General features: G+C 49.9%; 25 protein-coding genes. 14 read left to right on the top strand and 11 right to left on the bottom strand.

The annotated features are described in order from the left end of the window. Positions 1 to 36 precede the first annotated feature (36 nt). The gene (locus MJO52_RS07675; protein WP_252085351.1) at positions 37 to 1,161 is read right to left on the bottom strand and encodes a M14 family metallopeptidase; all 1,125 of its coding nucleotides are present in this window, start codon (positions 1,159 to 1,161) and stop codon (positions 37 to 39) included. A 499-nt stretch (positions 1,162 to 1,660) separates the two neighbouring features. Here MJO52_RS07675 and MJO52_RS07680 point away from each other — a divergent pair, with 499 nt between their 5' ends. Then, positions 1,661 to 2,143: a hypothetical protein gene (locus tag MJO52_RS07680; RefSeq protein WP_252085352.1), complete on the top strand. Its 483-nt coding sequence runs from the start codon at positions 1,661 to 1,663 to the stop codon at positions 2,141 to 2,143. Positions 2,144 to 2,228: 85 nt separating this feature from the next. On the opposite strand, the gene MJO52_RS07685 is transcribed toward MJO52_RS07680, so the two are convergent. After that, positions 2,229 to 2,861 (bottom strand): LysE family translocator, encoded by a 633-nt coding sequence (locus tag MJO52_RS07685; RefSeq protein ID WP_252085353.1) that lies wholly within the window; start codon positions 2,859 to 2,861, stop codon positions 2,229 to 2,231. Positions 2,862 to 2,893: 32 nt separating this feature from the next. Between MJO52_RS07685 and MJO52_RS07690 the strand changes: the two genes are divergently transcribed. Together MJO52_RS07690 and MJO52_RS07695 are read left to right on the top strand one after the other, a co-directional pair. Beyond that, positions 2,894 to 3,682, top strand: coding sequence for a TatD family hydrolase (locus MJO52_RS07690; RefSeq protein WP_252085354.1), 789 nt, complete (start codon positions 2,894 to 2,896; stop codon positions 3,680 to 3,682). Next, entirely contained in the window at positions 3,679 to 5,343 is a 1,665-nt protein-coding gene (locus tag MJO52_RS07695; RefSeq protein WP_252085355.1) for an aminotransferase class V-fold PLP-dependent enzyme, read from the top strand. The genes MJO52_RS07690 and MJO52_RS07695 overlap by 4 nt, the downstream gene beginning before the upstream one ends. 5 nt (positions 5,344 to 5,348) lie before the next feature. On the opposite strand, the gene MJO52_RS07700 is transcribed toward MJO52_RS07695, so the two are convergent. Continuing rightward, positions 5,349 to 6,545, bottom strand: a complete 1,197-nt coding sequence (locus MJO52_RS07700) for an acyltransferase family protein (RefSeq protein WP_252085356.1) — start codon at positions 6,543 to 6,545, stop codon at positions 5,349 to 5,351. A 164-nt stretch (positions 6,546 to 6,709) separates the two neighbouring features. Between MJO52_RS07700 and MJO52_RS07705 the strand changes: the two genes are divergently transcribed. Next, positions 6,710 to 7,561: a LytR/AlgR family response regulator transcription factor gene (locus MJO52_RS07705; RefSeq protein ID WP_252085357.1), complete on the top strand. Its 852-nt coding sequence runs from the start codon at positions 6,710 to 6,712 to the stop codon at positions 7,559 to 7,561. Here MJO52_RS07705 and tcdA read toward each other — a convergent pair. The 4 genes from tcdA to MJO52_RS07725 form a co-directional block, all read right to left on the bottom strand. Beyond that, entirely contained in the window at positions 7,558 to 8,364 is an 807-nt protein-coding gene (tcdA, locus tag MJO52_RS07710; RefSeq protein WP_252085358.1) for a tRNA cyclic N6-threonylcarbamoyladenosine(37) synthase TcdA, read from the bottom strand. The two genes, MJO52_RS07705 and tcdA, sit on opposite strands and share 4 nt — an antisense overlap. Further along, positions 8,351 to 8,806 carry a thiol-disulfide oxidoreductase DCC family protein gene (locus MJO52_RS07715; protein WP_252085359.1) on the bottom strand — a complete coding sequence of 152 codons (456 nt, stop codon included), beginning with the start codon at positions 8,804 to 8,806 and terminating at the stop codon, positions 8,351 to 8,353. Before MJO52_RS07715 ends, tcdA begins: the two co-directional genes overlap by 14 nt. 35 nt (positions 8,807 to 8,841) lie before the next feature. Next, complete coding sequence (locus MJO52_RS07720) at positions 8,842 to 9,306, bottom strand: FKBP-type peptidyl-prolyl cis-trans isomerase (protein WP_252085360.1); 465 nt, start codon at positions 9,304 to 9,306, stop codon at positions 8,842 to 8,844. 130 nt (positions 9,307 to 9,436) lie between these two features. Beyond that, positions 9,437 to 9,796 (bottom strand): hypothetical protein, encoded by a 360-nt coding sequence (locus MJO52_RS07725; RefSeq protein ID WP_252085361.1) that lies wholly within the window; start codon positions 9,794 to 9,796, stop codon positions 9,437 to 9,439. Between the two features lie 334 nt (positions 9,797 to 10,130). On the opposite strand from MJO52_RS07725, the gene MJO52_RS07730 reads away from it, so the two are divergent. From MJO52_RS07730 to MJO52_RS07745, 4 genes are all read left to right on the top strand, one after another. Continuing rightward, the gene (locus MJO52_RS07730; protein WP_252085362.1) at positions 10,131 to 10,559 is read left to right on the top strand and encodes an HIT family protein; all 429 of its coding nucleotides are present in this window, start codon (positions 10,131 to 10,133) and stop codon (positions 10,557 to 10,559) included. 133 nt (positions 10,560 to 10,692) lie between these two features. Next, the gene (locus tag MJO52_RS07735; RefSeq protein WP_252085363.1) at positions 10,693 to 11,502 is read left to right on the top strand and encodes a GIN domain-containing protein; all 810 of its coding nucleotides are present in this window, start codon (positions 10,693 to 10,695) and stop codon (positions 11,500 to 11,502) included. 104 nt (positions 11,503 to 11,606) lie between these two features. Further along, entirely contained in the window at positions 11,607 to 13,076 is a 1,470-nt protein-coding gene (locus tag MJO52_RS07740) for a YcjX family protein (protein WP_252085364.1), read from the top strand. Beyond that, positions 13,076 to 14,212 (top strand): TIGR01620 family protein, encoded by a 1,137-nt coding sequence (locus MJO52_RS07745; RefSeq protein WP_252085365.1) that lies wholly within the window; start codon positions 13,076 to 13,078, stop codon positions 14,210 to 14,212. Before MJO52_RS07740 ends, MJO52_RS07745 begins: the two co-directional genes overlap by 1 nt. A 66-nt stretch (positions 14,213 to 14,278) precedes the next feature. Here MJO52_RS07745 and MJO52_RS07750 read toward each other — a convergent pair whose 3' ends face one another. Further along, complete coding sequence (locus MJO52_RS07750) at positions 14,279 to 14,791, bottom strand: hypothetical protein (RefSeq protein ID WP_252085366.1); 513 nt, start codon at positions 14,789 to 14,791, stop codon at positions 14,279 to 14,281. A 229-nt stretch (positions 14,792 to 15,020) separates the two neighbouring features. Between MJO52_RS07750 and gorA the strand changes: the two genes are divergently transcribed. Beyond that, positions 15,021 to 16,376, top strand: a complete 1,356-nt coding sequence (gorA, locus tag MJO52_RS07755; RefSeq protein WP_252085367.1) for a glutathione-disulfide reductase — start codon at positions 15,021 to 15,023, stop codon at positions 16,374 to 16,376. A gap of 169 nt (positions 16,377 to 16,545) precedes the next feature. Here gorA and MJO52_RS07760 read toward each other — a convergent pair whose 3' ends face one another. Further along, positions 16,546 to 16,899 carry an HPF/RaiA family ribosome-associated protein gene (locus MJO52_RS07760; RefSeq protein WP_252085368.1) on the bottom strand — a complete coding sequence of 118 codons (354 nt, stop codon included), beginning with the start codon at positions 16,897 to 16,899 and terminating at the stop codon, positions 16,546 to 16,548. Between the two features lie 484 nt (positions 16,900 to 17,383). On the opposite strand from MJO52_RS07760, the gene MJO52_RS07765 reads away from it, so the two are divergent. After that, positions 17,384 to 18,382: a coiled-coil domain-containing protein gene (locus tag MJO52_RS07765; protein ID WP_252085369.1), complete on the top strand. Its 999-nt coding sequence runs from the start codon at positions 17,384 to 17,386 to the stop codon at positions 18,380 to 18,382. Positions 18,383 to 18,446: 64 nt separating this feature from the next. On the opposite strand, the gene thpR is transcribed toward MJO52_RS07765, so the two are convergent. After that, positions 18,447 to 19,037 carry an RNA 2',3'-cyclic phosphodiesterase gene (thpR, locus tag MJO52_RS07770; RefSeq protein WP_252085370.1) on the bottom strand — a complete coding sequence of 197 codons (591 nt, stop codon included), beginning with the start codon at positions 19,035 to 19,037 and terminating at the stop codon, positions 18,447 to 18,449. Between the two features lie 147 nt (positions 19,038 to 19,184). Between thpR and MJO52_RS07775 the strand changes: the two genes are divergently transcribed. Together MJO52_RS07775 and MJO52_RS07780 are read left to right on the top strand one after the other, a co-directional pair. Beyond that, positions 19,185 to 19,676, top strand: a complete 492-nt coding sequence (locus MJO52_RS07775) for an Hsp20 family protein (protein WP_252085371.1) — start codon at positions 19,185 to 19,187, stop codon at positions 19,674 to 19,676. A gap of 1 nt (position 19,677) precedes the next feature. Beyond that, complete coding sequence (locus MJO52_RS07780) at positions 19,678 to 20,331, top strand: class I SAM-dependent methyltransferase (protein WP_252085372.1); 654 nt, start codon at positions 19,678 to 19,680, stop codon at positions 20,329 to 20,331. On the opposite strand, the gene MJO52_RS07785 is transcribed toward MJO52_RS07780, so the two are convergent. Further along, the gene (locus MJO52_RS07785) at positions 20,311 to 21,297 is read right to left on the bottom strand and encodes a GlxA family transcriptional regulator (RefSeq protein ID WP_252085373.1); all 987 of its coding nucleotides are present in this window, start codon (positions 21,295 to 21,297) and stop codon (positions 20,311 to 20,313) included. The genes MJO52_RS07780 and MJO52_RS07785 overlap by 21 nt on opposite strands. A 137-nt stretch (positions 21,298 to 21,434) precedes the next feature. Between MJO52_RS07785 and MJO52_RS07790 the strand changes: the two genes are divergently transcribed. Both MJO52_RS07790 and MJO52_RS07795 read left to right on the top strand, forming a co-directional pair. Continuing rightward, a complete protein-coding gene (locus MJO52_RS07790) occupies positions 21,435 to 23,291 on the top strand; it encodes a beta-ketoacyl synthase (RefSeq protein ID WP_252085374.1) in 1,857 nt (618 codons plus the stop codon). Between the two features lie 93 nt (positions 23,292 to 23,384). Further along, the gene (locus MJO52_RS07795) at positions 23,385 to 24,014 is read left to right on the top strand and encodes a helix-turn-helix domain-containing protein (protein WP_252085375.1); all 630 of its coding nucleotides are present in this window, start codon (positions 23,385 to 23,387) and stop codon (positions 24,012 to 24,014) included. Positions 24,015 to 24,199: the final 185 nt, after the last annotated feature.

Raw genomic sequence — 24,199 nt, forward strand, 5'->3', positions numbered from 1 at the left:
CCGGCTTATTGGGCCGGGGCTCAAGCTGATTTGAAATTACTTCAGGATTTTTAGGGTCTCGCGTATTGGGAACAAAATATCGCGGGCTAATTGCTGGCTGCGGGCTGGGGACCACCCCTCTGCAGGGTCAGGCAGGTTGTCGTTATCCTTAAATGGCATTTCCAGGGTCAATGCCAGAGTGCGGAACTGATGACCGGCCCAGGCGGTGCCAATGGTAAGGTTGGCTTCGCCAGGTTTGTCTAGCTCATAACCGTGCTCGGTTTGAAAGTCGGGGCTGATAGCCTCGTAGGCCTGTTTAAAGGTTTCTTCCAGTTTTGCGTGGCGCTCGTCATAGCCGGGAATACCTTCACAGGCAGCAACGAAGTTATAGGGAAGTGCTTCGTCTCCATGAATATCTAAGAAGATATCCCCGCCGATTTCCAACATCTTTTCCCGAACGAGGAATACTTCCGGGCTGCGATCCATGGTGGGATTGAGCCACTCGCGATTCAGGTTGGCACCAGCGGCATTGGTGCGCAGGTGGCCGCGAACGCTGCCGTCGGGGTTCATATTGGGGACTACGTAGAAAACGGTATCTGCCAGCAGTTTCTGGGCTTGAGGGTTGGCATCATCCAACAGCGCCTCAAGGAAGCCCTCTACAAACCACTCCGCCATGGTTTCTCCGGGGTGCTGGCGTGCAATCATCCATACCCGATGCTTGGCGGTTTCGGCATCTCCGATAGTGAGCATGGTCATATCGCGTTGGTCGAGGGTTTTGCCAAGGGTTTGGATTTTTACCCGCTCATTGCTCTGAGCCCAGGCCAGCAGATCCAGGTGGCGCTCCCAGGAGTAAGGTGCGAAGTAAGCCAGGTAAATACTGGGCTCATCCAGGGTTACGGTAAAGTCGAGAGTCTTGCCATCGTAATTGGCGCCGATGCGGAACCAATTCTGACGGTCATAGGAGGCGCACACCCGATAGTTTTCCCAGCCTTCCGGGTAGGCGGATTTACCTGCATTGGCAATACTCAGTGGATAGCTTGCGCCCACCTCACCCTCTAGTCGAAAGTGAAACCACTGGTAGAAATCGGAGTTATTATCCTGGCGTATAGCCAGCTGAATAGGGCTGCTTTCAGCGTTGATCACTTCGATATTGCCGCTGTCAAAGGCACTGGTTATGTACATGTAGTGAGCTCCACTCTTGTTGTTGGGCGCAGGATACAGCTCTGGAGGGATTTTTTCAGGGGGAGAGTGGGGGATTTCGCCACTTGAGGGTGCAATTTTGCGCTTTCTGAAATTAAAAAAGCACGGTACCGAATTCGATACCGTGCTTTAGCCATTCCATGGCGGCACCCGCTACGACTACTGCTCCCTGAAATTTCCGGTGTCGGACCCCTGGCGACTGCTCACTGCCCGGCCTGATCACAAGTGCGTCAATCCACACTGTCAGAAATCGACTACATCTCCTTAACATCCCGCAACAAGTGCTGGTTAAAGTTTAGGCAGTTCGATTGGGCAATTGTTGTACGTTGGTGCAGATAGGCGTAAATTTGCTTATCTTTCACCCCGTCGATAATGAGTTGATTGAGAGCTGTAGGGGAGAAACACGAAAGCTTGGCGGAGCCCATTACAGGGGAAGTATCCGCCTGGACAATATTATCAAAGTTAATAATAGAGGTAGGCCATGAATAGAAATCTAAAGCGTGGCATTGTATTCAGCGGTTTGCTGACCGTGGTGATCAATATGAGTGCTTGTGGTTACTTCCTGTATCCTGAGCGCAAAGGGCAGAGTGGTGGACGGGTTGACCCGGCTGTATTGATACTAGATGGGGCCGCACTGTTATTTGGCATCATCCCCGGTATTGTGGCTTTTGCGGTAGATATCACCAATGGCACCATTTATTTACCGCCGGGGAGTAGCTCTGTAATCGACCGTCACGTCAGTAGCCTGGATGGAGGCGAAGTGCGTCAGGTAATCGACGAAGAGGGGCAGGCCTGGCTTGAGATGCCGATAGAAACTTTCACCTCGCAAGAGAAGACCCTGCAAAGCCTGGGGAAAACCTTATCTGATGTCACCGAAAGCCAGATCGATGCCAGTGATATCGTTTGGCTAGAGGATTCCGCAGCCTTGCGGGCTGCAACTGCCACCCAGACCGCATCGCGCTAAATTTTTTCGCTTTCTTTCCTTCATTTATGGGGACTACAAGTTGGCACTTGTAGTCCCTTTTTCCTGCGTCTCAATGAGCGCTGGTTCAATACAGACCTTCTAGCGCCAAAGGAACCACGCTGGCTGCCAGTAAAAGGCCCATGGTGATATTAAACAGTCTCAGGTGGTTGGGTTTGGTCAGAAAGCGCTTTAGCCCTATACCAAAGAACAGCCAAACAGCGACACAGGGACCGCCTATGGCTATAAAGGCTAGGGCGATCTGCAATATGTCTTTCCACACTTCGCCATTTGGGCTGGTGAATGCTGCTAGGGCACCTATGGCCATAATCCAGCCTTTGGGGTTGACCCACTGAAAGGCGATGGCCTGAAAAAATGAAAAGGGGTGGCGATCGCTGGCGGAGTCTATCTCGCGTGTTGAAGCGATCAGCCAGGCCAGATATAGCAGATAGCCAATGCCTACCCAGCGGATAATCTCGTGAAGTACTGGAAATTGGCTGAAGACCGAGCCGAGGCCCAACCCTACTGCAATGACCATTGCGGGAAACCCAAGCCAGATACCCAGCAAGTGTGGTAAGGAGCGGCTGGCGCCGTGATTTAATCCAGAGGACATGATCATTAAGTTATTGGGGCCAGGGGTGATACTGGTGGAAAAGACAAAAAGGGCAATGGGCAACAGCGTTTCTATCAAGGGGGCCTCAGGGTCCATTGTGGGCATCATGCTAAGATGCAGGCAAAACCAGAGAAGCACAAGTGAAATTGATCGACAGCCATTGTCATTTTGATTTTCAAATTTTCGAGACTGATCGGGCTCAGGTCTGGCAGCGCTGTGTCGCCAAGGGGATCAGTCAGCTGATTATCCCCGGTGTTTGTAAATCCCAGTGGCAAAAGCTTGCGCTATTGGTTGACGGTCAGCCCCATTGGCATGCGGCTGCTGGAGTCCATCCTTGGTGGGTGTCAAAAAACTGCCAGGAAGATGAAGAGTGCATCAATGAGGTGCAACTGAACCGTGCACTAGCCGAGCATCTACAGCAGTATCGCTGTATTGCTGTCGGAGAGTGTGGCCTGGATGCCGCTATAGCAACTCCGTTGGAAAAACAAATTGCTGTATTTAAAACACAGCTGGAAGTTGCCAGTGACTTACAGCTACCACTGATTTTACATGTGCATCGGGCGCACAACGAAGTACTTAAGCTATTGAAGCTATACCCTCTACCAAGGGGAGGAGTGGTACATGCATTTAGTGGTGGTGAGCAGATGGCTATGGACTACTGGAAAATGGGCTTTTATTTGGGCGTTGGTGGCACTATCACTTACAGTCGCGCGGCCAAAACCCGCAAGACCGTTACACGTATGCCGTTAGAGAGCTTGATACTGGAATCCGACGCACCCGATATGCCACTGTCAGGGCGGCAGGGGCAGCGAAATAGCCCGGAAAATCTGCCATTAATAGCCGCCGAATTAGCGGCGCTGCGCGGTATTTCTTTACAAGAAATTGCCAGCGCAACACGAAAAAATACTGAGATATTATTTACCCTATGAGTTTTTCTGCAGAGCAATTCAAGAAGCAGTTTCCACTTTTTGCCCAGGAGGAAAATGCAGGGTTAGTCTACCTGGATAATGCAGCTACCACGCAAAAACCGCTATCCGTTATTAATGCGATGCGGGATTACTATATTCACAGTAGTGCCAACACTCATAGATCTAGTCATCGATTAGCGCGCAGGTCTACTGAAATGGTCGAGCAGGTGCGCAATGAAACCAAGCAGTTTGTGAATGCCGTTAGTGCCAAAGAAATCATTTTTTGTCGCGGTGCAACTGAGGCCCTGAATCTGCTCGCCCATTGTCTTTGTAGTGAATTACAGCCTGGCGATGAGATAGTTATTTCCACCGCTGAACATCACGCGAATATCGTACCCTGGCAGATGATGGCCAAGCGCCATAATCTGATTCTGCGTTATGTGCCCCACTCTGCAGGAATTCCCCAGTTTGATCGACTGGGAGAGGTGTTGAACGATCGTACACGAGTGGTTTCTCTGACCGGTGGTTCCAACTCAATAGGTTTGCGTCCAGATCTCTCATTAATTCGAAAATTGTTACGACCTTGGCAACTTATATGGATCGTGGATGGCGCTCAGTTGGCCGCTCATGAAGAAATTGATGTACAAAAAATTGGTTGTGATTTCTTTGTTTGTTCCGCACATAAGTTTTACGGCCCCAGTGGGATCGGTTTTCTCTACGGGCGTGAAACCCTTTTAGAGTCAATGCCCCCTTGGCACGGTGGGGGTGAGATGATCGCGGAAGTGGAATTCCAGCAGAGCCACTATGCAGAATTACCTCATAAATTTGAGGCGGGCACATCACCTCTGGCTGCAATAGCCGGGCTGGGGGCGTCACTGGATTTCCTCTCCCGACAGGATCGTACCGCTATGGCCGAACATGAACAAAGACTGACACACTGGCTGCACCGGGAACTCAATGCATCCCCAAACTTTCGTTTGATCAGTCAAGCTAGTCACAACCTCGGAATAATTTCATTTGTGCCGGTCGAAGGCAGTGCTACGGATTTAATGCACTGGCTGGATGAGCGGGATATTGCCGTGCGGGTGGGGCATCACTGTGCGCAAATACTGGGGCGAACGAGTGGCAATCAGGTTACGGTGCGCGCCTCTATAGCGGCTTATAACACCGACGATGATATCAGGGCATTTCTGCAGGCGTTAGAGGACTATTGCGAGGTCCAACAGCTGGCCACATCTGGGGTAGAGGTTCACTCCAAAAGCTGGGCAAGAGATGATTTTTCCCTGTTGCAACTTGAGCGTCTGGCCTCTTATCAAAATTGGCAGGGGCGTTATCGTGAGCTATTGCAGTGGAGTAAAGTGGTTACCCGTAAGCCCGAGATCCGCAATCCGGAGAATCTCGTTCGTGGCTGTGAATCTGAGGCCTGGTTAGTACACAGGGAAATAGATGGGCGTCACTTCTTTGGACTCGACAGCGATAGCCGGGTTGTGAGGGGGCTCGGGGCACTGTTGCTTTCTCAGATAGATGGTTGCACTTCGGATGAGGTCCAAGCATTGGACCTGCCCCAACTATTTAATGAATTGGGGCTGAGTAAGCACTTGAGTCAGTCTCGCAGTAATGGGTTCTATGCTTTGATGCGCCGCGCATTACATCAGATAGAGAGCGGCGCAGAGCGGTCTTGATAGGGTTATACACCTTGGTTGGCAGGGCTGAGGCTTGGGACTCTACCGGGCGTTTTAGCTTTCAGGCCGAACAGTAATCGCAGCAAGGGCACCCGCCGAATGATAAATTCATGAATAGCGAGACACCCTATCACCGTTATTAAAAAGACCAGTAGGGGCTCGATAACCGGCCCCATGGAAAACTCTTTCAACTTAAAGAGCGCCGCAACAGTAATTGTCTGGTGCAGGATGTACCAGGGGTAAACTGCCTCTGTGGCATAGGGCAACCATGTAAACGGGCGGTTGAGGCAGTAGTGTCCCCAAGCTAATACTGTAAGTAGCCAGAACCAACGATTGGCATAAATTACTATTAGTTGAATTAAAGACTGCCCAGGAATTATATCCTCTTCCAATACCCGATCGAACAGTAGGAATAGGCAAAAACAAAGCGGAGCCCCAATCAGCAGGAAGAAGCGCAGGCGCACTAGCAGTTTCCATGGAGCCTCATTGCTGACAAGCAGGTAGCCGAATAGAAAGAAAGTGAAAAATTGTGCATGGGTATACCAATCACCAACAACGGCGTAGTTAATTCCACCAAAAAGCGGGAAGAGATAGAGGCCGTATAAAGTGAGGGGTAGCAGCGGCATGAATAGAAGCTGCCAGGCTCTAAAGCGAGATAGCCAGTTTCCTAGTCCTGGCCCGTAGGTATGCAGAAAATAAGATACTGGAATAATGGCTAGCGTGTAGCAGAGCAGGTAGGGTAAATACCAGAGGTGATTCCAGGTGAAGCCAACATGGCTACCTGCAAAGCTCTCGGCCGGCCAGGGTTGAAACGTAAAGTATTGCCAGAGGAAGCTTAGGTAACCTGGCTCTATGACGCCGTTGGAGAGCGCCTCATAGTAAGCTTGTGGTGGCACTATAACCAGTATGCCGAAGAGAAGTGGGATAAGTAGCTGTCGCAATCGCCTCAGCAGAAACCGAGCGCTCCCAAGCTTAGCTAGCAGAAAGTATGTTGCGGCCCCAGAGATCAGGAACAGCAATGGCATTCGCCACTGGTTAACTGCCAGCATCAGGATCTGCAAAGGTTCACTCTGGTAAGTGCTCTTTACATGCCAGCCCCATTCAGCCACATAGGCCATCCCCAGGTGATACAAAATGAGTAGGGCAAAAGCGAGCACGCGCAGGGCATCAATGTCATGGCGGCGATGAATGTTTTTTTGCATGGCGTCCTTCATTTGGATTTGAAACAAGTTTCGCTATGTTCCTTGGGAAAATACCCTGTCTGCTATGCAAAGGACGTGAGATGCATTGCTAAAGGTGTGAATGGTGGTTTTCAGGGATGAGTTGAAGCTATGCTACCGGCAAAAATGCATGGGGATTGGAATAAATGACGGTACAAATGTACCTGGCGCGCAGGCGGCAATTTGAAATAGGGCTCTGCATTCTGTTCTTATTCGTACTATGGCTGGTGCAATTTACAGTAGTGTACCTGGAGCATCTCGGAGCGGAGTCCAGATTTAAGCCTTGGGAGTTTTTGGTTTGGGAGGGCACCAGTATTCTGGTTGTGGGGCTGTTGTTCCCATTGATTCTGATCTGGGATCGTCGCTTTCCCCTAAGTAAGGAAACACTTGCTCGACATTTATTTATACATCTACTGCTGACCCTGCCTTGGTCGCTTTTACATGTTGTTGCTATGGTGGCACTGCGTACGGCGATCTACTACCTCGAAGGTGGCTCCTACAATTTTGGACACTGGGGAATTGAATTTTTCTATGAGTACCTGAAAGATTTTCGTACTTATGGCTTTCTACTGGGGGCTGTTTATTTATATCGTTTTCTCCTACGCCGCATACAAGGTGAGTCACTAGAACCCCCGGATGAAGGGCGACCTAAAGACTCTATTGAGCGCCCGGAACGCCTTTTAATAAAGAAGCTGGGTAAAGAATTTCTGGTGAATGTAAGAGATATCGAGTGGGTGGAAGCCGCTGGGAATTATGTAAATTTACATTTGGGAGACAGAATTTATCCCCTTCGCGATACCATGGCAAAGTTACTGGAACGTTTAGACCCAGATGACTTTGTGCGGGTGCACCGCTCTTATATTGTGCGTTTGGATTCCATTGCCGAGATAGTTCCCCTTGAAAGTGGAGATGCGCGTATTTGCTTAAAAGGTGGCCAACAAATCCCTGTAAGTCGTCGCTACAGGGATCTGCTCAGGACTCAGTTGAGGTCGGCTTAGCTTGTGCTTTTTGCCTGTAGAAGCCTTTCTATAGCTCGGGAAGCTGCCACAAAGCCAAAAGTGCCGGTAACCATGGTGGCTGCACCAAAGCCACCACTGCAATCTAATTTAACCCCATTCTGCATGGCGCTTTTCTGCTGGCAAACGTCACCATCGGGTTTCGGGTAAACCATCGACTCGCGGGAGAAAATGGCGTCCACACCGAACTGCCGTTTGCTGCTCTTTTGGAAATTGTGAAAACGATAGAGATGCTGACGCACCTTGGCCAGCATGGGGTCGTTGATGGTGCGACCGAGATCCGCACACTCAATGGCCTGTGGGGAGCGCTTACCACCGGCGGAGCCAACGGTGATCAGGCGCAATTTTCGCGCTTTGCAGTAGGCAACCAGCGAAGCTTTAACTCGCGCATTATCGATGGCGTCAATAACAACATCCAGACAATCTCTATCGGGGTCGATCAGCTCGGCCAGATTGTCTGTGGCGATAAAGTCATCGATAGAGGTGACCTGAATCTCCGGGTTGATCTGCCTGAGTCGGTCGGCCATGACCTCGATCTTCATGTGTCCAACCGTTGAGGAGAGGGCGTGGCACTGGCGATTAGTGTTGGTGATACATATATCGTCGAGATCAATTAGTGTCAGGGCGCCTACACCACTTCGGGCAAGTGCCTCAGCGATCCAGGTACCCACACCGCCGATGCCGATAACTAATATATGGGCCCGATTCAATATCTCCAGGGCATGGTTACCATACAGGCGGGCGATACCGCCAAAGCGTTGTAGGTATTGTTCAGACAGACTCATTGGGGCTCTTTTCCGATACTTCTTCCAGAAAGCGGTGCTTGTCTACCGCAGAGGGCAGTAAACAACTACTGCGCCGGCCAAACCAGCGGTAGCGATTGCGCGCTACCAAATCGTAGAGCCAATCCCGCACTGAGCGCGGAATGTAGCGCAAAACCACAAGATAACGCCAGTAGCCATCAAGGTTGGCTGAGATACGAAGGGCCGCCTCACTCTTATGGTATTGCTGGAAGCAATCTCCCTGTCGCTCTAATAGAATCACGCTCTCATAGGTTTTCAGGGGTAGCCCAAGCTTCCTCAAGTAGTGCTGGCCAGCCTGGGACTGTACTCGGCAGAGCGTGAAGCGACAATGAGGGTCGTACTTTATGAGCAGATGGCTCCAGCCGTTACAAAGGTTACACTGGCTGTCGAAGAGGACGATTTTTTCAGGAAGAGAGGGGGGCATGGGGGAAAATAGCGGCCCGGAGGCCGCCAATATCTTTAGTGAACGTGGCCGTGATCGATTTCTTCCGCGGTTGCGTCGCGCACTGAGATAACTTCGATCTCAAAGTGCAGCTCCACTCCGGCCAGAGGGTGGTTGCCGTTAATAGTAACTTCATCGCCATCAATATCGATAATTTCGACTTCAATGGGGTGGCCATCGGTGCTCTGGGCGTGGAAAGCCATGCCAACTTCGAGCTCTTCTACACCGGAAAAGGCGCTGCGGGGCATAGTTTGGATCAGCTCTGGGTTTTGCACGCCGTAACCTTCCTCAGGAGAGATCACCGCAGTGAACTTGTCCCCTGGTGCTTTTTCCAGCATTTCCCGCTCAAGGCCAGGAATAATATTGCCCACGCCCTGTAAGTACTTAAGCGGCTCCCCATTTGCGGAGGAGTCGATGACCGTTCCGTCAGCATCTTTCAGGGTGTAGTTGATTTCCACAACTGTGTGGTTGGCAATCTTCATGGATAGTCTCTGATTGAAGAGTGAGTGAATTAGCGCTTACCGCTGCGCTGGAAAACGGGAGGTAAAGGCTGTGAGGATGCAATTGTATTGAGAGGTTACATACGCCGCAACTTGTGCGGCGCAAGTGGGGTTAACAAGCGATGGAAAGGTCTTGCTCACAGCCACCGTAAAGACTACTCGCTGTTTGTATAAGACTTGTACTAAGTTGCCATGGAAACCCCAGCTCTTCCAAGCGCGCTTCCAGATATTCGAGCAGGGCGTCAAACAGAGCTGGATTCAGGCCGCGAGCCAGAAAGCTGGCGCGACTACTGCGATCAGGCTCGGGCTGTTCAGAAAAGGCGTGGTTTAGGAATTGTGCTTGGCGGCTTTGTTGTTTGCGATGATCACAGGTTTCGTAACTGGAAAGGTGGCGGCCTATGGTTTCGTAAAATTCATTGACTGTATGACAGACAAATTTAGCACCACCGACCTGTTCTAACAGGCTGTTCATATCTCTCCCCCCGGTGAGCAGTTGGTACTGAAATATAAAATTCCGCAGAGCCCAAAATATTGTGATAGAAAAAATGCACAGGATGCACTGGCTCATTAACGGTACAACATTAATTGCTCAGCAGCGTAAGTCATATTCTCTCGGACTGCCAACGTGCTTTAAGAAAATTGTCATTTTGTTCGACAGGTAGTAGTCCAGTTTGCCTTTATCTACGCCAAATAAAAAATTGCTTTTAAGATAGTGTTTTTTATCCCTTTATTCTGAGTTTTTTAGCGTAGATGTTAGACTGCACGCTTGAACTAAATAAAAAATTTGCAACTGATTGGATTAAATTATGGCAAGCATTTTTACTCAAATTTTGAATGGGGACTTACCGGGCCACTTTATCTGGAGGGATGAAAAAGCGATTGCAATCATGACCATTTCCCCCATTAAGCCGGGGCATTGCCTGGTAATCCCGGTTGAAGAAATTAACCACTGGGATGATGTTCCAGCCGAGCTTGCGGCACACTTAATGTTGGTTGCACAAAAAGTCGCCAAGGGACTAAAGGCAGTGTATTCACCCAAGCGTGTAGGTGTGATGATTGCAGGGCTGGAGGTACCGCACACCCATATACACCTGATTCCTGTCGATGAATTGACAGATTTTGATTTTTCCCTGCAAAAGAGTGCAACATCTGAGCAGTTGGCTATTGAGGCTGAGAAAATTCGTAGCGCACTCGTTCAGCAGGGCTGTTCGGAGGCAGAGTGTGTCAGAGGTTAATTTCTGAACGCATTTTATAGACTATTTGGTCACCCTCGTTGTGCCTTCATAAATTTTCTGGAGGCACTGCATCCAATTCGTATACTCGGGTAGTCAAGTAATACGTAACAGTGATAATTACGAGAATTTTGCAATGGCAACCATGAAAAAAGCTTTTTTAGCCCCGCTGTTTGCTCTTTTGGCCTTTTTTGTCCTCAGCAGCGCCCAGGCTGAAGGAGATAAAAAAGAAACTAAAAGCTTCGATGTCAATGGCTTTACCCGGGTATCTCTACGAGGCAGTTCTCACGTTGAAGTGATTCAGGGGGATCATTTTGCCGTGAATGCCAGTGGTCCGGCTGAAGTTATGCCCCATGTCAAAGCGGAGGTGAAGGGCAACACTCTGGAGCTGTATGTGGATGACAACACTCAACACTGGTTTGGTGTGATTACCATTACCCGTGATAGGGACCAGAAGGTGCACTTCACGGTCACCATGCCAAAGGTTGAGGCATTAGAGGTAGCTGGTTCCGGGCAGGCCGTGGCAGAAACCTTAGAAAGTGAAACCATTGACCTTGGAGTCACGGGTTCTGGTACTGTGCGTGTTGCCAAGGCTGCGGCAGAAAATCTCAGTGCTTACGTGACAGGCTCTGGGGACTTGATTCTGGATAAGGCACTATCGGTCAACAGCGAGATTGCGATCAGCGGTTCCGGCGATATTTTCCTCGGAGGCATCACAGGAGAGAAGCTCTCAGCGGAAATCAGGGGCTCCGGTGATATGCGAGTCGGTGGCCGTGTAGCAGATGTCAATATTCGTATCATGGGATCTGGTGACTTTGTCGGCCGCAGCCTGCGCGCAGATAATGCCAGTGGCGCGGTCATGGGATCAGGGGATATCGTTCTAAAACGCCCGCAAAGTGATTCTTTTTCCGTTATGGGGTCTGGTGATGTTGCACTGGTAGACTAACCACTCTATTGATCTGCATAGTAGGCACTGCCACAGCGCAGTGCCCTCCTCATTAGGGCCAAACCTTCTTCGGCCCAGTTTTCTATTTTGGAAGTGAACTCCCCATGGAATCGCAGGCGACAGGGTCCGGGCAAGTGAGCCTGGAGTACCCTTTAGATCAAGCAGACAAACGCAGTAAGCGTCTCAAGGAAAAGTTGCGTCACTGGGGACGGGGTGCGCAGGAAAAATCTCATTGGTTGGCAGAGCGCCTTATGGACCGCCGTGTCTGTGTTGGAGTGACAGGTTTGAGTGGGGCTGGTAAATCGACTCTGCTTACCAGCCTTATCTACCAGTTGAGTCACCCCCAGAAAGCACAACTACCGGGCTTTGCCCCAGCGTTAAATGGAGACCTTTTGGGGGCGGAGTTAAAGCCCGCTCTCGATTCTGGTCTGCCAGTCTTTGACTATGAAGGCTGCTTGAGTGCTTTGATGTCGCATCCACCGAGATGGCCAAAAAGTACCCGAGATGTATCGGCAATGGAATTGCACATTCACTTGCGACGGCATCGTCGTTTAGGGGGGGGCGATTATAAAACCTTGATCCTGGAGCTGCGGGACTACCCAGGTGAATGGTTGATGGACTTGCCGATGCTGAGAATGGATTTTCGCGACTGGTGTCGCCATCAAGCCCATATTATTGCGAGCGATACGCGCGCGGGGCTGGCCCCGGGGCTGCTGACACGCTTGGCAGCGCTCTCCCCCGAGGCTGAGGCAAAGGAGTCAGAGCTGCAGGCATTGTGGCGGGAATATCGTCAATTTCTATTGGACTGCCGCGAAAAGCGAAAGCTCAGCTATCTGCAGCCTGGACGAGCATTGTTGGATGACGAGGATTATCAGCTATTACCTCTGCTGGATCTCAGAGGCTTTAGTGCCGATCAATTGAAACAGTTGCCTGATGGTAGTAATTATCAGGTTCTGCGTCGCCTTTATGAGGCTTATGTGGAGGGGAAGGTGGCCCCGTTTCTCGAGAGCCATTTTAAACACCTCGATCGGCAGCTGGTCCTGGTGGATATGATCGGCACCCTGTTTGCGGGTGAGCAGGCCTTGGAGGATATGCGCCTGGCTTTTACCCATATTGCCGATACTTTCCGCTATGGAGAGTCTGGGTTCTTGAGTAAGTTATGGCGTCCTAAGGTGAATCGCTTGCTCTTTGCCGCGACTAAGGTTGATCAGGTGCTCGCGGCTGATCACGATGCCTTGCGTCAGCTGCTTGGCCAGCAACTGCAGCAAACTTTTACCGGAGCGCGCCACCGTGGCTTGCCGATCTTTAGTGAAGCCATCGCTGCTGTGCGTTGTTCCCACGAGGATCAGCGTAATGGGCGGCGTATGCTGGTTGGATATGACCTGGATGGTCGCTATCTGGGTTTTGAGAATGCCGAGATATTCTCGCGCCTGCCCAGTGAAAAGAGTGGCTGGGGTCATTATACCGGGGCTGCTCCACCCCAGTTGCGTCCCCCGCAAGGTATGGACTCAGGTTCCATTCCTCATATCCGCGTCGATGCGCTTTTGAATTTGTTGCTTGGAGATAAAGTTTGATGGGTGATGAGAATAAACAGGCTCCTCGCCGGGTAACGCGGATAGAGTCCCTGCAGGAACCAGAAAGTGAAGCCCCTCACCGGGATACTACGCGTGTAGAAACCCTGCAAGAGGAAGGGGAGGACATTCCGAGATCTATTACCACGGGAGAATCACTACCCGATAGGATTGCCTTTTCTGAGTTGCGCCTGCCTGTTTTTCGCCTGAAATGGTTAAAGCCGGCACTGCTTTCAAGCGTAGCATTAATAGTGGCTGTACTCGCTTGGGAATTACGCCAGATGTATACCTGGGCGGCAGATAAGCACTGGAGCCTTGGTATTCTCGCGGGAGTGGTGATAGCGAGCCTTGCAGCGGCAATAGTCAGTTCCCTGTGGGAATTTTTCCGTGCTGGTCGGCCACTGCGCAAGCTGCAAAAAACACAGGCAATGGCGGCCGACATGCGAGAGTGTCGCAGCCATGAAGAAGCGGAATCTCTCCGTCGACAGTTGCAGCTGCATTTTTCAGGAAAACCTCAGGGTGTACTGCTCAACCGGGTACTGGATGAGGCGCCAGATTATTATGACAGTAGTGAGTTACTGCAGCACTTGGAAGTGACTTTTCTCGATGCACTCGACCAGGAGGCACAACGCCGCGTAGTTCGTCACGCAACAGCAACTGGGGCATTGGTAGGTCTCAGTCCTTTTGCCAGTATTGACATCCTTGTTGCCCTGCGCCAATCGTTACGAATGATTGATGATGTTGCACAAATTTATGGCATTCAACCTTCGCTTGTAGTGCGCTGGCGCCTTTTCAAGAAAGTACTTGCGCTGGTGGCTTATAGTGGTGCAAGTGAATATGCGATCAGCGAGATATGGCCAGATTTGGTCGGCGACAGTGTTGTTAGTACAGTTTCTACCCGTTTGGGGCAAGGTGTGGGCGCAAGTTTTTTTGTGGCGCGTATTGGACTTTCTGCGATGCAGAGCTGTAGACCCATCCCTTTTACTGAAAAACAGCGCCCGCGCCTAGGCGCATTGGTTAAACGCATTGGAATCGGGTTGAAAGAGCGGATGCCGGATGTTTTTTCTATGGTCGGGCTTGGCAGTCGGGCTGGCAGCTCCCCCGCTAAGCCCGCGACGAAGTTCACCAGAAAAAGCTGATTTCGTCGCTGCGACAAGGCTCGCAAGATACTGCGGGCCGAATGTTTTCAGGATGTAGTGACGGCCCTACTGGAACTGCTTTTTCATCAGCAGACGTGTATGGTGGCGATCCACCAATTCTGCCAGGGTGGCAAAGCGTCGTTTGATAAAGGGGGCGGGGTTGTTATTTCCAGCATCGTCCCGGTATTCAACACCTGAGCGGACATGTTGCAGTTCTCGAGTTAACTCGTTTATCGCCGAAAAAATATTTTGAGTATCGTCCTGGCTATGAAAAACGTAAGCGTTATTGGTATCCACCAAGTAGGCGTTACATTCATTTAGCCACTCAAGCCGCTGTTCAAGAAATCGAATTGTATTGCGGATACCGCCTTTATATTCTGGGTTGAAGTGCTCGTTTACATATTTGTCTAGGCTGCGCATGCCTGCCCCGACAAACTGCTCTACCACACTGCTGCAGTATTCTTTTGTGAGATAACTAGGATGGGTATTGGCATTGCTAAGGGAGCTTGAAATCAGCAAAGACAAAAGCCCCAAGGTTCGAAGGATGGCTAAAGAAGGAGAGTTCATTGTCTTGCCCATGGGTTACTCTTTCTAGTGACTGTTATTCTATCCGCCAAACCTGCTCAGTTGTTCTAACACTTTGTTTAGCGAAGTATTTTTTGTGATAGTTGTCACATGAATATAGAAGCGACAAATAGGTGTCAACGGTTATTAAGTGCGGAGTGACAGCTCTGGCGCGAAAGGTGTGTTGTGGGGAAGTATCTCCTGCGTTGTAAGTTAGGTAATAAATTAAAGACAGAGGTTTGCTTTGGCTGAATATGAATTTGATCTATTTGTGATTGGGGCGGGCTCTGGTGGTGTACGAGCTTCGCGTATGGCTGCCGCCCAGGGAATGAAGGTGGCAGTGGCTGAAGATCGCTACATGGGGGGGACCTGCGTAAACGTCGGGTGCGTTCCCAAAAAATTATTCGTCTATGCCAGTGGATTTAAAGAGGACTTCACCGATGCTAGAGCCTATGGTTGGAACAGTTTGCCGGCTGAATTTCACTGGCCAACATTGCGTGAAAATAATGCACGTGAAGTGTCCCGCCTCAACGATATTTATCGAAACCTATTAGCAAACTCAGATGTGACGGTCATTGACGGCCGTGCCAAAGTTACTGGTGCCAATAAGGTGATGGTGAATGGTCGCGAATACACCGCACAGAGAATTCTGGTAGCAACAGGAGGTTGGCCTTTTGTCCCAGATATTCCTGGAAAAGAATTCATCCTGACTTCCAACGAGGTGTTTTCCATGGAAGCCTTCCCCAATAGGGTACTGGTTGTTGGTGGGGGGTATATTGCCGTTGAGTTTGCTGGGATATTTGCTGGTTTAGGTGCTGAGACCCACCTCTCTTACCGGCGTGATTTATTCCTACGTGGCTTTGATCGCGATATTCGCCATTTTGTCCGTGATGAGATGGTAAAAAAGAATATTGATTTGAAGTTTAACCATCAAGTGAGTGCCATTGAAAAGTTGCAAGATGGTAGTTTTTTAGTACATGTCGAGGATGGCTCCAGTTTAAATGTGGACATGGTCCTCTATGCAACAGGCAGAGTTGCCAATACTGAAGGGCTCGGTTTGCAGGAGCAAGGGGTCGTGTTGCATCGCGATGGCACAATCTCAGTGGATGACAATTTCCGCACGAATGTCCATTCTATCTATGCCCTTGGGGATGTTACCGGTGAGCCACAGTTAACGCCTGTGGCCCTTGCGGAGGCGATGGCTCTAGTAAAGCATTGGCGTACTGGAACAACTGCGGAGATTGATTATAACAATATTCCCACCGCAGTATTTTGTCAGCCCAATATTGGAACTGTAGGGTTGTCAGAGGAAGAGGCCAGGGACTCCGGAGTTAGAGTTACCATTTACAAGTCAGAGTTCAGACCAATGCGTCATACAGTAAGTGGGAATACCGAGCGCACCCTAATGAAGTTAGTGGTCGATGCCGACACTGATAAGGTGATTGGTGTTCATATGGTTGGTGATGATGCTGGTGAGATTATCCAGGGCTTGGCTGTTGCTTTGAAAGCGGGGGCGACCAAAAAAGTCTTTGATGAAACCATCGGAATTCACCCAACGGCAGCAGAAGAGTTCGTCACTATGCGTACACCAGTGCAGTAAGGTGTTTATCTGGTAGTGGATATAATTTGTGGTGACTATGCTCGAGGCGCCTCTTGAGTATTTAGCTCTAAAATTGAGGGCCGCTAAAGAAAAATCTTAAAATCCCCCCCCTGCTTTTAAAGCGGGGTTTAATGCAAAAACGGCGCTGGTGCGCCGTTTTTGCTCTCTTCTAGGATTCTTCTTCGACTTCATAAAGCGCCTGATGACGCTGCGCTTTTTTGCGCTCGCTACGCTCTTTTAGGCAGCGTTCTGCGGAGGCAAATGTGTCATTCACCGCTCGGTGGATAGACTCATTTTCATTACTGATGGTCACGGGATTGCCACTAATGGCAAGTTCAAGGGAGGCTTTGTATTGCTTGCCTTTGCTTTTGTGTTGGTGGGGAGCTTCCAGAACTACACGACTATGTATGATGTCGCCACAATAACGTTCCAGTTTGTGTAACTTCTTAGATACCGTATTTGACAGGGCAGCAGATTTGTCGATATCGCGGAACACAATGTTATCGTTAGGCGCTGATTTCATGGATAAATACCTCCGGTTATAGGAAACCATGCAGGCCGCTTGTGCGGTTTGCTATTCAAAGAAGGTAGGGCGCCCTAATGGGAGGGGTCGAGTCCGCAGTTGAATCGCCGAGTCGCCGGTAGCGCAACGAATAATTGCTGTCTGAGCAGCTCTGGGTGTTTTACGTCCGGGTCGGGTTTCCGCTGTGTTCAGCGATCGTCTCCCTGTTACCCATAATGCTTCCGCTAAAAAAAAAATCAAGCGCTATCGCTTGAAAATGTCACATAAAATTCGGCGAAGCGTCATTAAGACGACTTTAGCACTTAGGTTTAAGGGGATTATTCATCAAATGGGGGCAAAGGGTGGACGAGAGGTCATTGCTCGCGAGCTCAGGCCTGCGTAAAATTGACAGTGCTGCGACAGAGTACATAAAGTTTTGAACAAAATTTAACCTCTGTGCTTTTATCTTACGAGTGTCGAAAAATCGAGAAACAGGTTCTGGACAATGGCGGTAAAGCGGTATTGCTCGCTCTTCTTTGCGGGCTTAGTAGTTTTTAGCGGAATGGCAGCGCAGGCGCAGTCAAACCTCACTGTGGAAAAAAACCGACTGGCGCGCCTGGAGCAGTCCCTGGAAAACAGGCAGGTTGAGCTGGAAGATATTGAGAATGAATTGCTTTCTTATGAGTATAAGCTCGAGCGTGCGCAGGAATCTCTCAACGAGCTTCGCAAAGAGTATGAGGCGAGCCGTGTCGAGCTCGAGGAGGCGCGTAGGCTCCATGAATCCAATGGCACCTCAGATTCTGAGCGTCGCCTGACCAAAGCCAAGCACGGCTTTGCAATGGCCGAGCGAGGGGTGGATAGCCGCAGCCGACGTTTAGAGTTTATCAAGGTGAACCACCAAGAGCTTTTGGCTAGGCTCGACGAAGAGAAAAAAGGCATTGCCGAGACCAAGGCCAAGGTTTCTGCTCAGCAGGATAAGATTAGCCAGGTGGTGGATTCTATGCTGGCCAAGGCAGAGGCTTCTGAGAGGCGTGCCGCTTTGGCAAAAAGTGCTAAAGCTGAAGCAGCAAAGCCAAAGCCTCCTAAGCTGAAGACAGCGGCAATTGAGAAACCCCAGAAACGACAGGTGCAACCTGAGCCGGTTCCGACTGTTAAGAGAGATATTGATCCCGAGTTGCTTGCCTATGTCAAGCGGGAACAGAAACGTCTGAGTCTTTTACTTTCCGATAAAGAGGGGGAAAACAAACAGACTTTCCGCAATTTGCTTCTGAAGCCATCTAGTGGGGGGCGTCAACCTTTTGAGTTCCTGGGGAAGAACCAGTATCGTTTAGTGGCAACAGTTCATGCTGGTCGACAGACATACAAAATCAACACTTGGAAGTTCCGTCGTACCATACCTGCAGAAGATGATGGCGAACGCTATGTTTTTATTTTTGATGCTCGGCGCCTTTCACGTCCCCGCCTAGTGATGTATCCAGAATATGTCTTAGACGCTCTCAAATAGGAAGTCTCAGCCTCTCAAGAGGATGCAAAAAGTCCGCTCAGTGCGGGCTTTTTTATTCTACGCTTTAGTCATTTAGTAAGGGTACTTTGAGTAAGGAGTGGTAGTGGCTTTTTCCTGCCAGGGGAACACTCTCATAAAGAATGACATTTTCGACTAACACGGATGAGTTTAGGTTGCGCGGTGCAATATGCTGAAATCCCTCTTTATTGCGACTGCGCGCTAAGGTGATATGGGGTCGATATTCCTGACTTTCTGGTTCCATTCCAAGCTCGCCAATAAATTGCCGGCATTCCTCATGGAGTTCAGTTAAATTAGGATTTAGGGCTAATTCTACAGCAAGAATTTTGGAGTGCTGTTTTGGGAAAGGGGTTAAAGAACAAACCCTACTTTGAAAACTTCCTTTGCAGTGTGCAAGCTCAATAAGTCCCTGCTTAAGCTGGGGGATTTTTTCTTTCGGAGTGCTCCCAAGAAAAGCCAAGGTCAGGTGCCAGTTATTGGGGGTTGTCCAGCGTATATGGTTAGTAGTTGTGTCTTTTAGCTGCTTTTGGCACTGAGTGGTTATCTCGTCTAGGAATGCTTGTGATGCCACATCAGGTTTAATACCAATAAATAACCTGCTAGTGGATTGATCTGACAAATTTTCTTCTCTTTGCATTTTTTCCCTTTGGGACCTTGAAATAAAACTTGTGGCCCATACCTATTGAGTACGGCTGGTAGCTTTGAGTGTGAAAGTGCCCCGTTAGCAATGCTCGTGCTTATTGGCGAGCAAAATTGAATATTGCTCTGAATTGAGGATATAACTATGCGTAATTTTGATTTTTCCCCTCTGTATCGATCTGCAATTGGTTTTGATCGTATGGCCAGTCTGCTGGATGCAATGAGCTCCAGTGAGCAAAAACAACCCTCATACCCTCCCTATGATATAGAACTTACTGGTGAAGATAGCTATAGAATTACTATGGCTGTGGCTGGGTTTGAGCAATCTGAACTCGATATTCAGGTTGAGCAAAATCGCTTAAGTGTGAGCGGTAAAAAACCAGAAGATATTGCACAAAGAAACTTTCTCCATCGAGGAATTGCTGCGAGAAATTTTGAGCGACGCTTCCAGCTAGCAGATCACGTCAAAGTGACTGATGCGAAGCTTGCCAACGGCCTGCTTCATATAGAGCTGGTTAGAGAAATACCTGAAGCGATGAAGCCTCGAAAAATCCAGATCAGTGAAGGCGCTTTACTGAATCATGAGCAGGCTGAAAGCGTCACGGCGAAAAAAAAGCCTGACACGGTAGCTGCATAAGTTGACACTTTCTTGCCCCCTGTGCCGCCATCGCGCGGCACAATTCTATTATCGAGATAAATTTCGCAGTTATTACCAATGTAATAACTGCGAATTGGTGTTTGTACCCGCAGAATATCATTTGACTCCAGTTGAAGAGCATGCCTATTACAATCTGCATGAAAATTCTATGGAGGATGAAGGGTATCGCCGTTTCCTAAGCCGTTGTGCCAAGCCCTTATTGAAAGAGCTTTCTGTTACTAGTGTGGGGCTGGATTTTGGCTGTGGACCAGCGCCATTATTGGCGCGAATTTTAGAGGAGCAGGGCCATAAAGTTGAGTTGTTTGACTGTTATTACTTCCCTGAGCGTCGGGTGCAGGAAAAAAGCTACGACTTCATAGTGGCGACAGAAGTGGTGGAGCACTTGAGCGCGCCTGGCGATGAGTTGTCGGCTTTGTGGGCACGATTACGTGTTGGCGGTGTGCTGGCACTGATGACCAAGCTGGTTATTTCTCGAGAACGCTTTGCCAGCTGGCATTATATTCGCGACCCAACACATATTTCCTTCTTTTGTGTTGAAACCTTTCAATGGCTGTCGCGAAAATTAGGTGCGGAACTACACTTTGCAGATAGTGATGTTATCTTCCTGAAAAAATCAGGTATTGACCCGGAATAGCTTGGCTCTGACGGTGGCCCGATATTCGCTTGGTGTAGTGGCAAGGAATTTTTTGAACAGTGCAGTGAAGTGCCCCATATCCTGGTAGCCGACTTTTTCGGCAATTTCATTCACGGATAGATTACTGGATTGCAGCAGTTCCCGAGCCATATCTACGCGAACATTTTGCAAATATTGCAGCGGTGTCTGTCCTGTAGCTAATTTAAAGCGGCGGTTGAAAGAGCGCACACTCATGTCGAACATTTGTGCCACCTCACTGAGGCGCACCTCGGTATTACAGTGCTCTTTTAGCCATGCCTGGGCCTGTACAATATCCTCGTCTGGATGTAGATGCACGGAACCTTCTGAGTAAGCAATTTCCTCAAATGGTCGGCGAATTTCATGGGAGAAGTTACGCTCCACATGACTGGCTACAGCGGCTCCATAGAGCTGGCGAATCATATGAACCGTGACATCTGCCAAGGCATTTACGCTGGCGGCACAAAAAAGTTTGTCAGCCTGAGTGATAAAATACTGGCGCTTCAATTTAACTTTTGGGTAGTCCGCGCTGAACTGGTCGAAATAGTGCCAGTGTGTAGTGGCGGGTTTGCCATCAAGGAGGCCTGCTTCGGCTAGAAAGCAAACTCCAGTACCCACGGCGTTGATCGCAGCTCCACCTTCGGCCTGGCTCCGTAGCCATCTTAAAAGCTTTCCACTGCGCTTCAGGGCTGGGCGGGGATTGCGCCAAAGCGCAGGAATGTAGATCAAGTCGCTGTCTGGTGCCTCTTCCAAAGACACGTCAGGTTGAAAGGTAAAGCCGCAGCGGGTTTTTACCGCTTGTCCATCTACGCTGGCTGTTACTAGGCGCAAGGGCTCTGCCAGCCTTTCCACTCGGGCGCGGCTTTCGGCACCGCGCAGCATTTCTAAGGGCAGAACTGTGCCGGTGGCCAGCATTTGATCAATCAGAAGAAAGGTAACCGTTCGCATTACATACTCAGGCGGGGTTGCGCCATTGGCCAAAACACTCAATTTTGCTGGCCAGTATGCCCATAACTGGACGGAATCGCCAGCCCCTACACTCCCAAATATCAAATTTGTAGTGTTTAGCTTGGCTGGAGGTCAGGATGCAGCGCCTTCCCGTAATTACCGCGTTCGGTGGTTTTAACCCTGCAGGACGCAGCTCCTTTCACCGGGGCTATGCCCGCATGGTGCTCGACAAACTCGGACAGAGGGAGCGGACTGATACGCTTTCTGATCTCGCCGCATTGATGGGGTTGCGTACAGGCGTCGAGGCCAAAGGCCCCCTCGAGTCAGCGCTGGAGGAAAAGGTTCTCAAGGGCACCTTGGTGCGAGAATTGGAAGCGCGAATCTACGATTATCACAGGTGTCATTTTCACCAGGCGGCGAATCTTTCAAATCCCGCTGGTATTTCTTTTGAGATTTCTACCCGCCAACTGCCCCATCCACTGCCAGAAGGATGGCAAGTGGAGACTATTGGTAGTGGCAGGGTTCGTGTGGCTACATCAAGTTTGTCAGTCATGCTGGATAGCTTTCGCGAGATCCCAGTGGGGGCGGCAGGACAGCTGCCCACAGGCTTTGAGCCTGGTGAGCTTTACAATTCCCGATTCCACCCGAGGGGATTGCAGTTGGCAGTGTTGGGTGCATCTGATGCTGTTCTCTCTATGGGGGTGGATTGGCAGGATGTTGTTGCTGCAGCTGGTCCCGGTAATATTTCTGTTTACGCCTCCTCAGCCATGAGCCAACTCGACCCCTATGGAAACGGAGGCTTGATGCAGTCCCGCTTGCGCGGTTCCAGGGTTAGCTCCAAGCAGTTGGCGCTTGGGCTGAATAGTATGCCGGCAGACTTTGTGAACGCCTATGTATTGGGTAATGTTGGATCTACTGGGGCGGTTACCGGAGCTTGTGCGAGCTATTTGTACAATTTGCGCGCAGGGGTAGAGGATATTCGCAGTGGTCGGGCCAGGGTGGCCGTTGTTGGTGCTACTGAAGCGCCATTGGTTCCCGAGATTGTTGATGGTTACTCAACCATGGGAGCGCTTGCTACCACTGAAAATCTGCGAAAGATTTCTTCGGGCGAAGTGGACTTCCGCCGCACTAGTCGCCCGTTTGGGGAGAATTGCGGTTTTACTTTGGGGGAGGGTACCCAGTGGGCCATCTTAATGGATGACGCTTTGGCTGTTGAACTGGGGGCGAGTGTCCACGGTGCGGTTACAGGGGTGTATATCAATGCTGATGGCTTCAAAAAGTCGATTTCCGCACCGGGGCCAGGTAATTATCTAACGATGGCCAGGGCGATGGCGGAGTCGAAAGCTATTGTCGGGGATAAAAGTCTGAAGAAGCGCAGTTTTGTTCAGGCCCATGGATCTAGCACACCGCAAAATCGCGTAACAGAGTCTGCGATTCTCGATCGTTTGGCTTCCGTTTTTGGTGTGCAGGAATGGCCGGTTTGTGCTGTTAAAGCTTATCTTGGGCACACGATAGCGGTGGCGAGTGGTGACCAGTTAATTTCGACCCTGGGAGTTTTTGATAGGGGAATTTTACCGGGTATCGTCACGATTGACAGAGTGGCAGATGATGTTCACCAGAATAACCTGCAGATCTCTTGTGAGCATGTGGAGAGGGATCCCGCTTCACTGGATCTCGCTTTCCTGAATTCTAAAGGTTTTGGGGGGAATAATGCGACTGCGGCTGTACTCTCTCCTCACTTGACCCGCTCAATGCTGGAAAAACGCTATGGGTCAAAAAAGATGCTTGCTCATCATAGAAAAAATGAGTCTGTCGTGGAGCTTGCTGTAGCGTACGATGAAAAAGCAAGCAGGGGAGATTTACAAACTATCTACCGTTTTGGAGAGGGACTGGTAGATGATGCTCAAATAGGTCTTTCTGTCGATAAGGTCTCATTTCCAGGGTTTCCTCCTGTAGAACTCGATGTTGATAACCCCTTTACCGATATGGTTTAAAAGGCCCGTGCATCGGTAATGTATGATGCTTAAAATTTTTCCTGCCAATTAAGGGGGAGACCTCCTTTGGCAGTTGGCGGAGTGAGAGATTCAATGTCAGACATGGATGTTTGTAGTGAAGTTAGTGATGCCGGGGATCTAGGTGCCCGGCTGAAGCTGGTGCGAAAAATTTATGGGATTTCCCAGCGACAACTTGCGCGGCAAGCGGGCGTTACCAATGCCACTGTGTCTTTTATAGAGCAGGGTCGGGTCAGCCCATCTGTGGGATCGCTTGAGAAGATATTGAATAGTGTGCCCATGTCTCTGGCTGAGTTTTTCTCCCTGGAACTTGCCGAGCCAGAACAAATTTTTTTTCGCGCCAATGAAATGCCCGATATTGGTAATGGTCGGGTTTTCTGTCATTTGCTCGGCGGCTCCCGCCAGGGTCGCGCCATGACAATCCTTCGTAAAGTGTTTCCCGCTGGGCAGGATACCGGTTCAGGCCAATTGCTACTCAATGGGGAGGTGGGGGGGATTGTTATTGCTGGAGAGTTGGAGGTTACAGCAGGATCAGAGTTTGCCCTGCTAGAGGAGGGGGATGGTTATTACTTAAATGCCCGGCGCCCACATCGCTTCCGCAACCCCGGAAGTATTGACTGTGTGGTTTTCAGTGCCGTGGCTGCCACTCCCTCATCGAATATTTCCTGCGCTTCCCGTCCAAACGAGCCTTTCTATAAAGGGTGATTTGCGCCACCGTGCTGAAAAGGTGGATTGATCCGCGATAGACTGGCTCCGCCTGTGTAACCAGCCTGTGAGATATGGCTGGTTGTTTTCTGTACTTTGGCGCTCTTGGTGCCAGTTCTTTTGTAAGAAATAGTATTCAAACAATCGTTTGAATCTGGCTATACTACGGCTGACCATATTGGGCC

Source organism: Microbulbifer variabilis (assembly GCF_023716485.1).
In the GTDB taxonomy this organism is placed as follows: domain Bacteria; phylum Pseudomonadota; class Gammaproteobacteria; order Pseudomonadales; family Cellvibrionaceae; genus Microbulbifer; species Microbulbifer variabilis_B.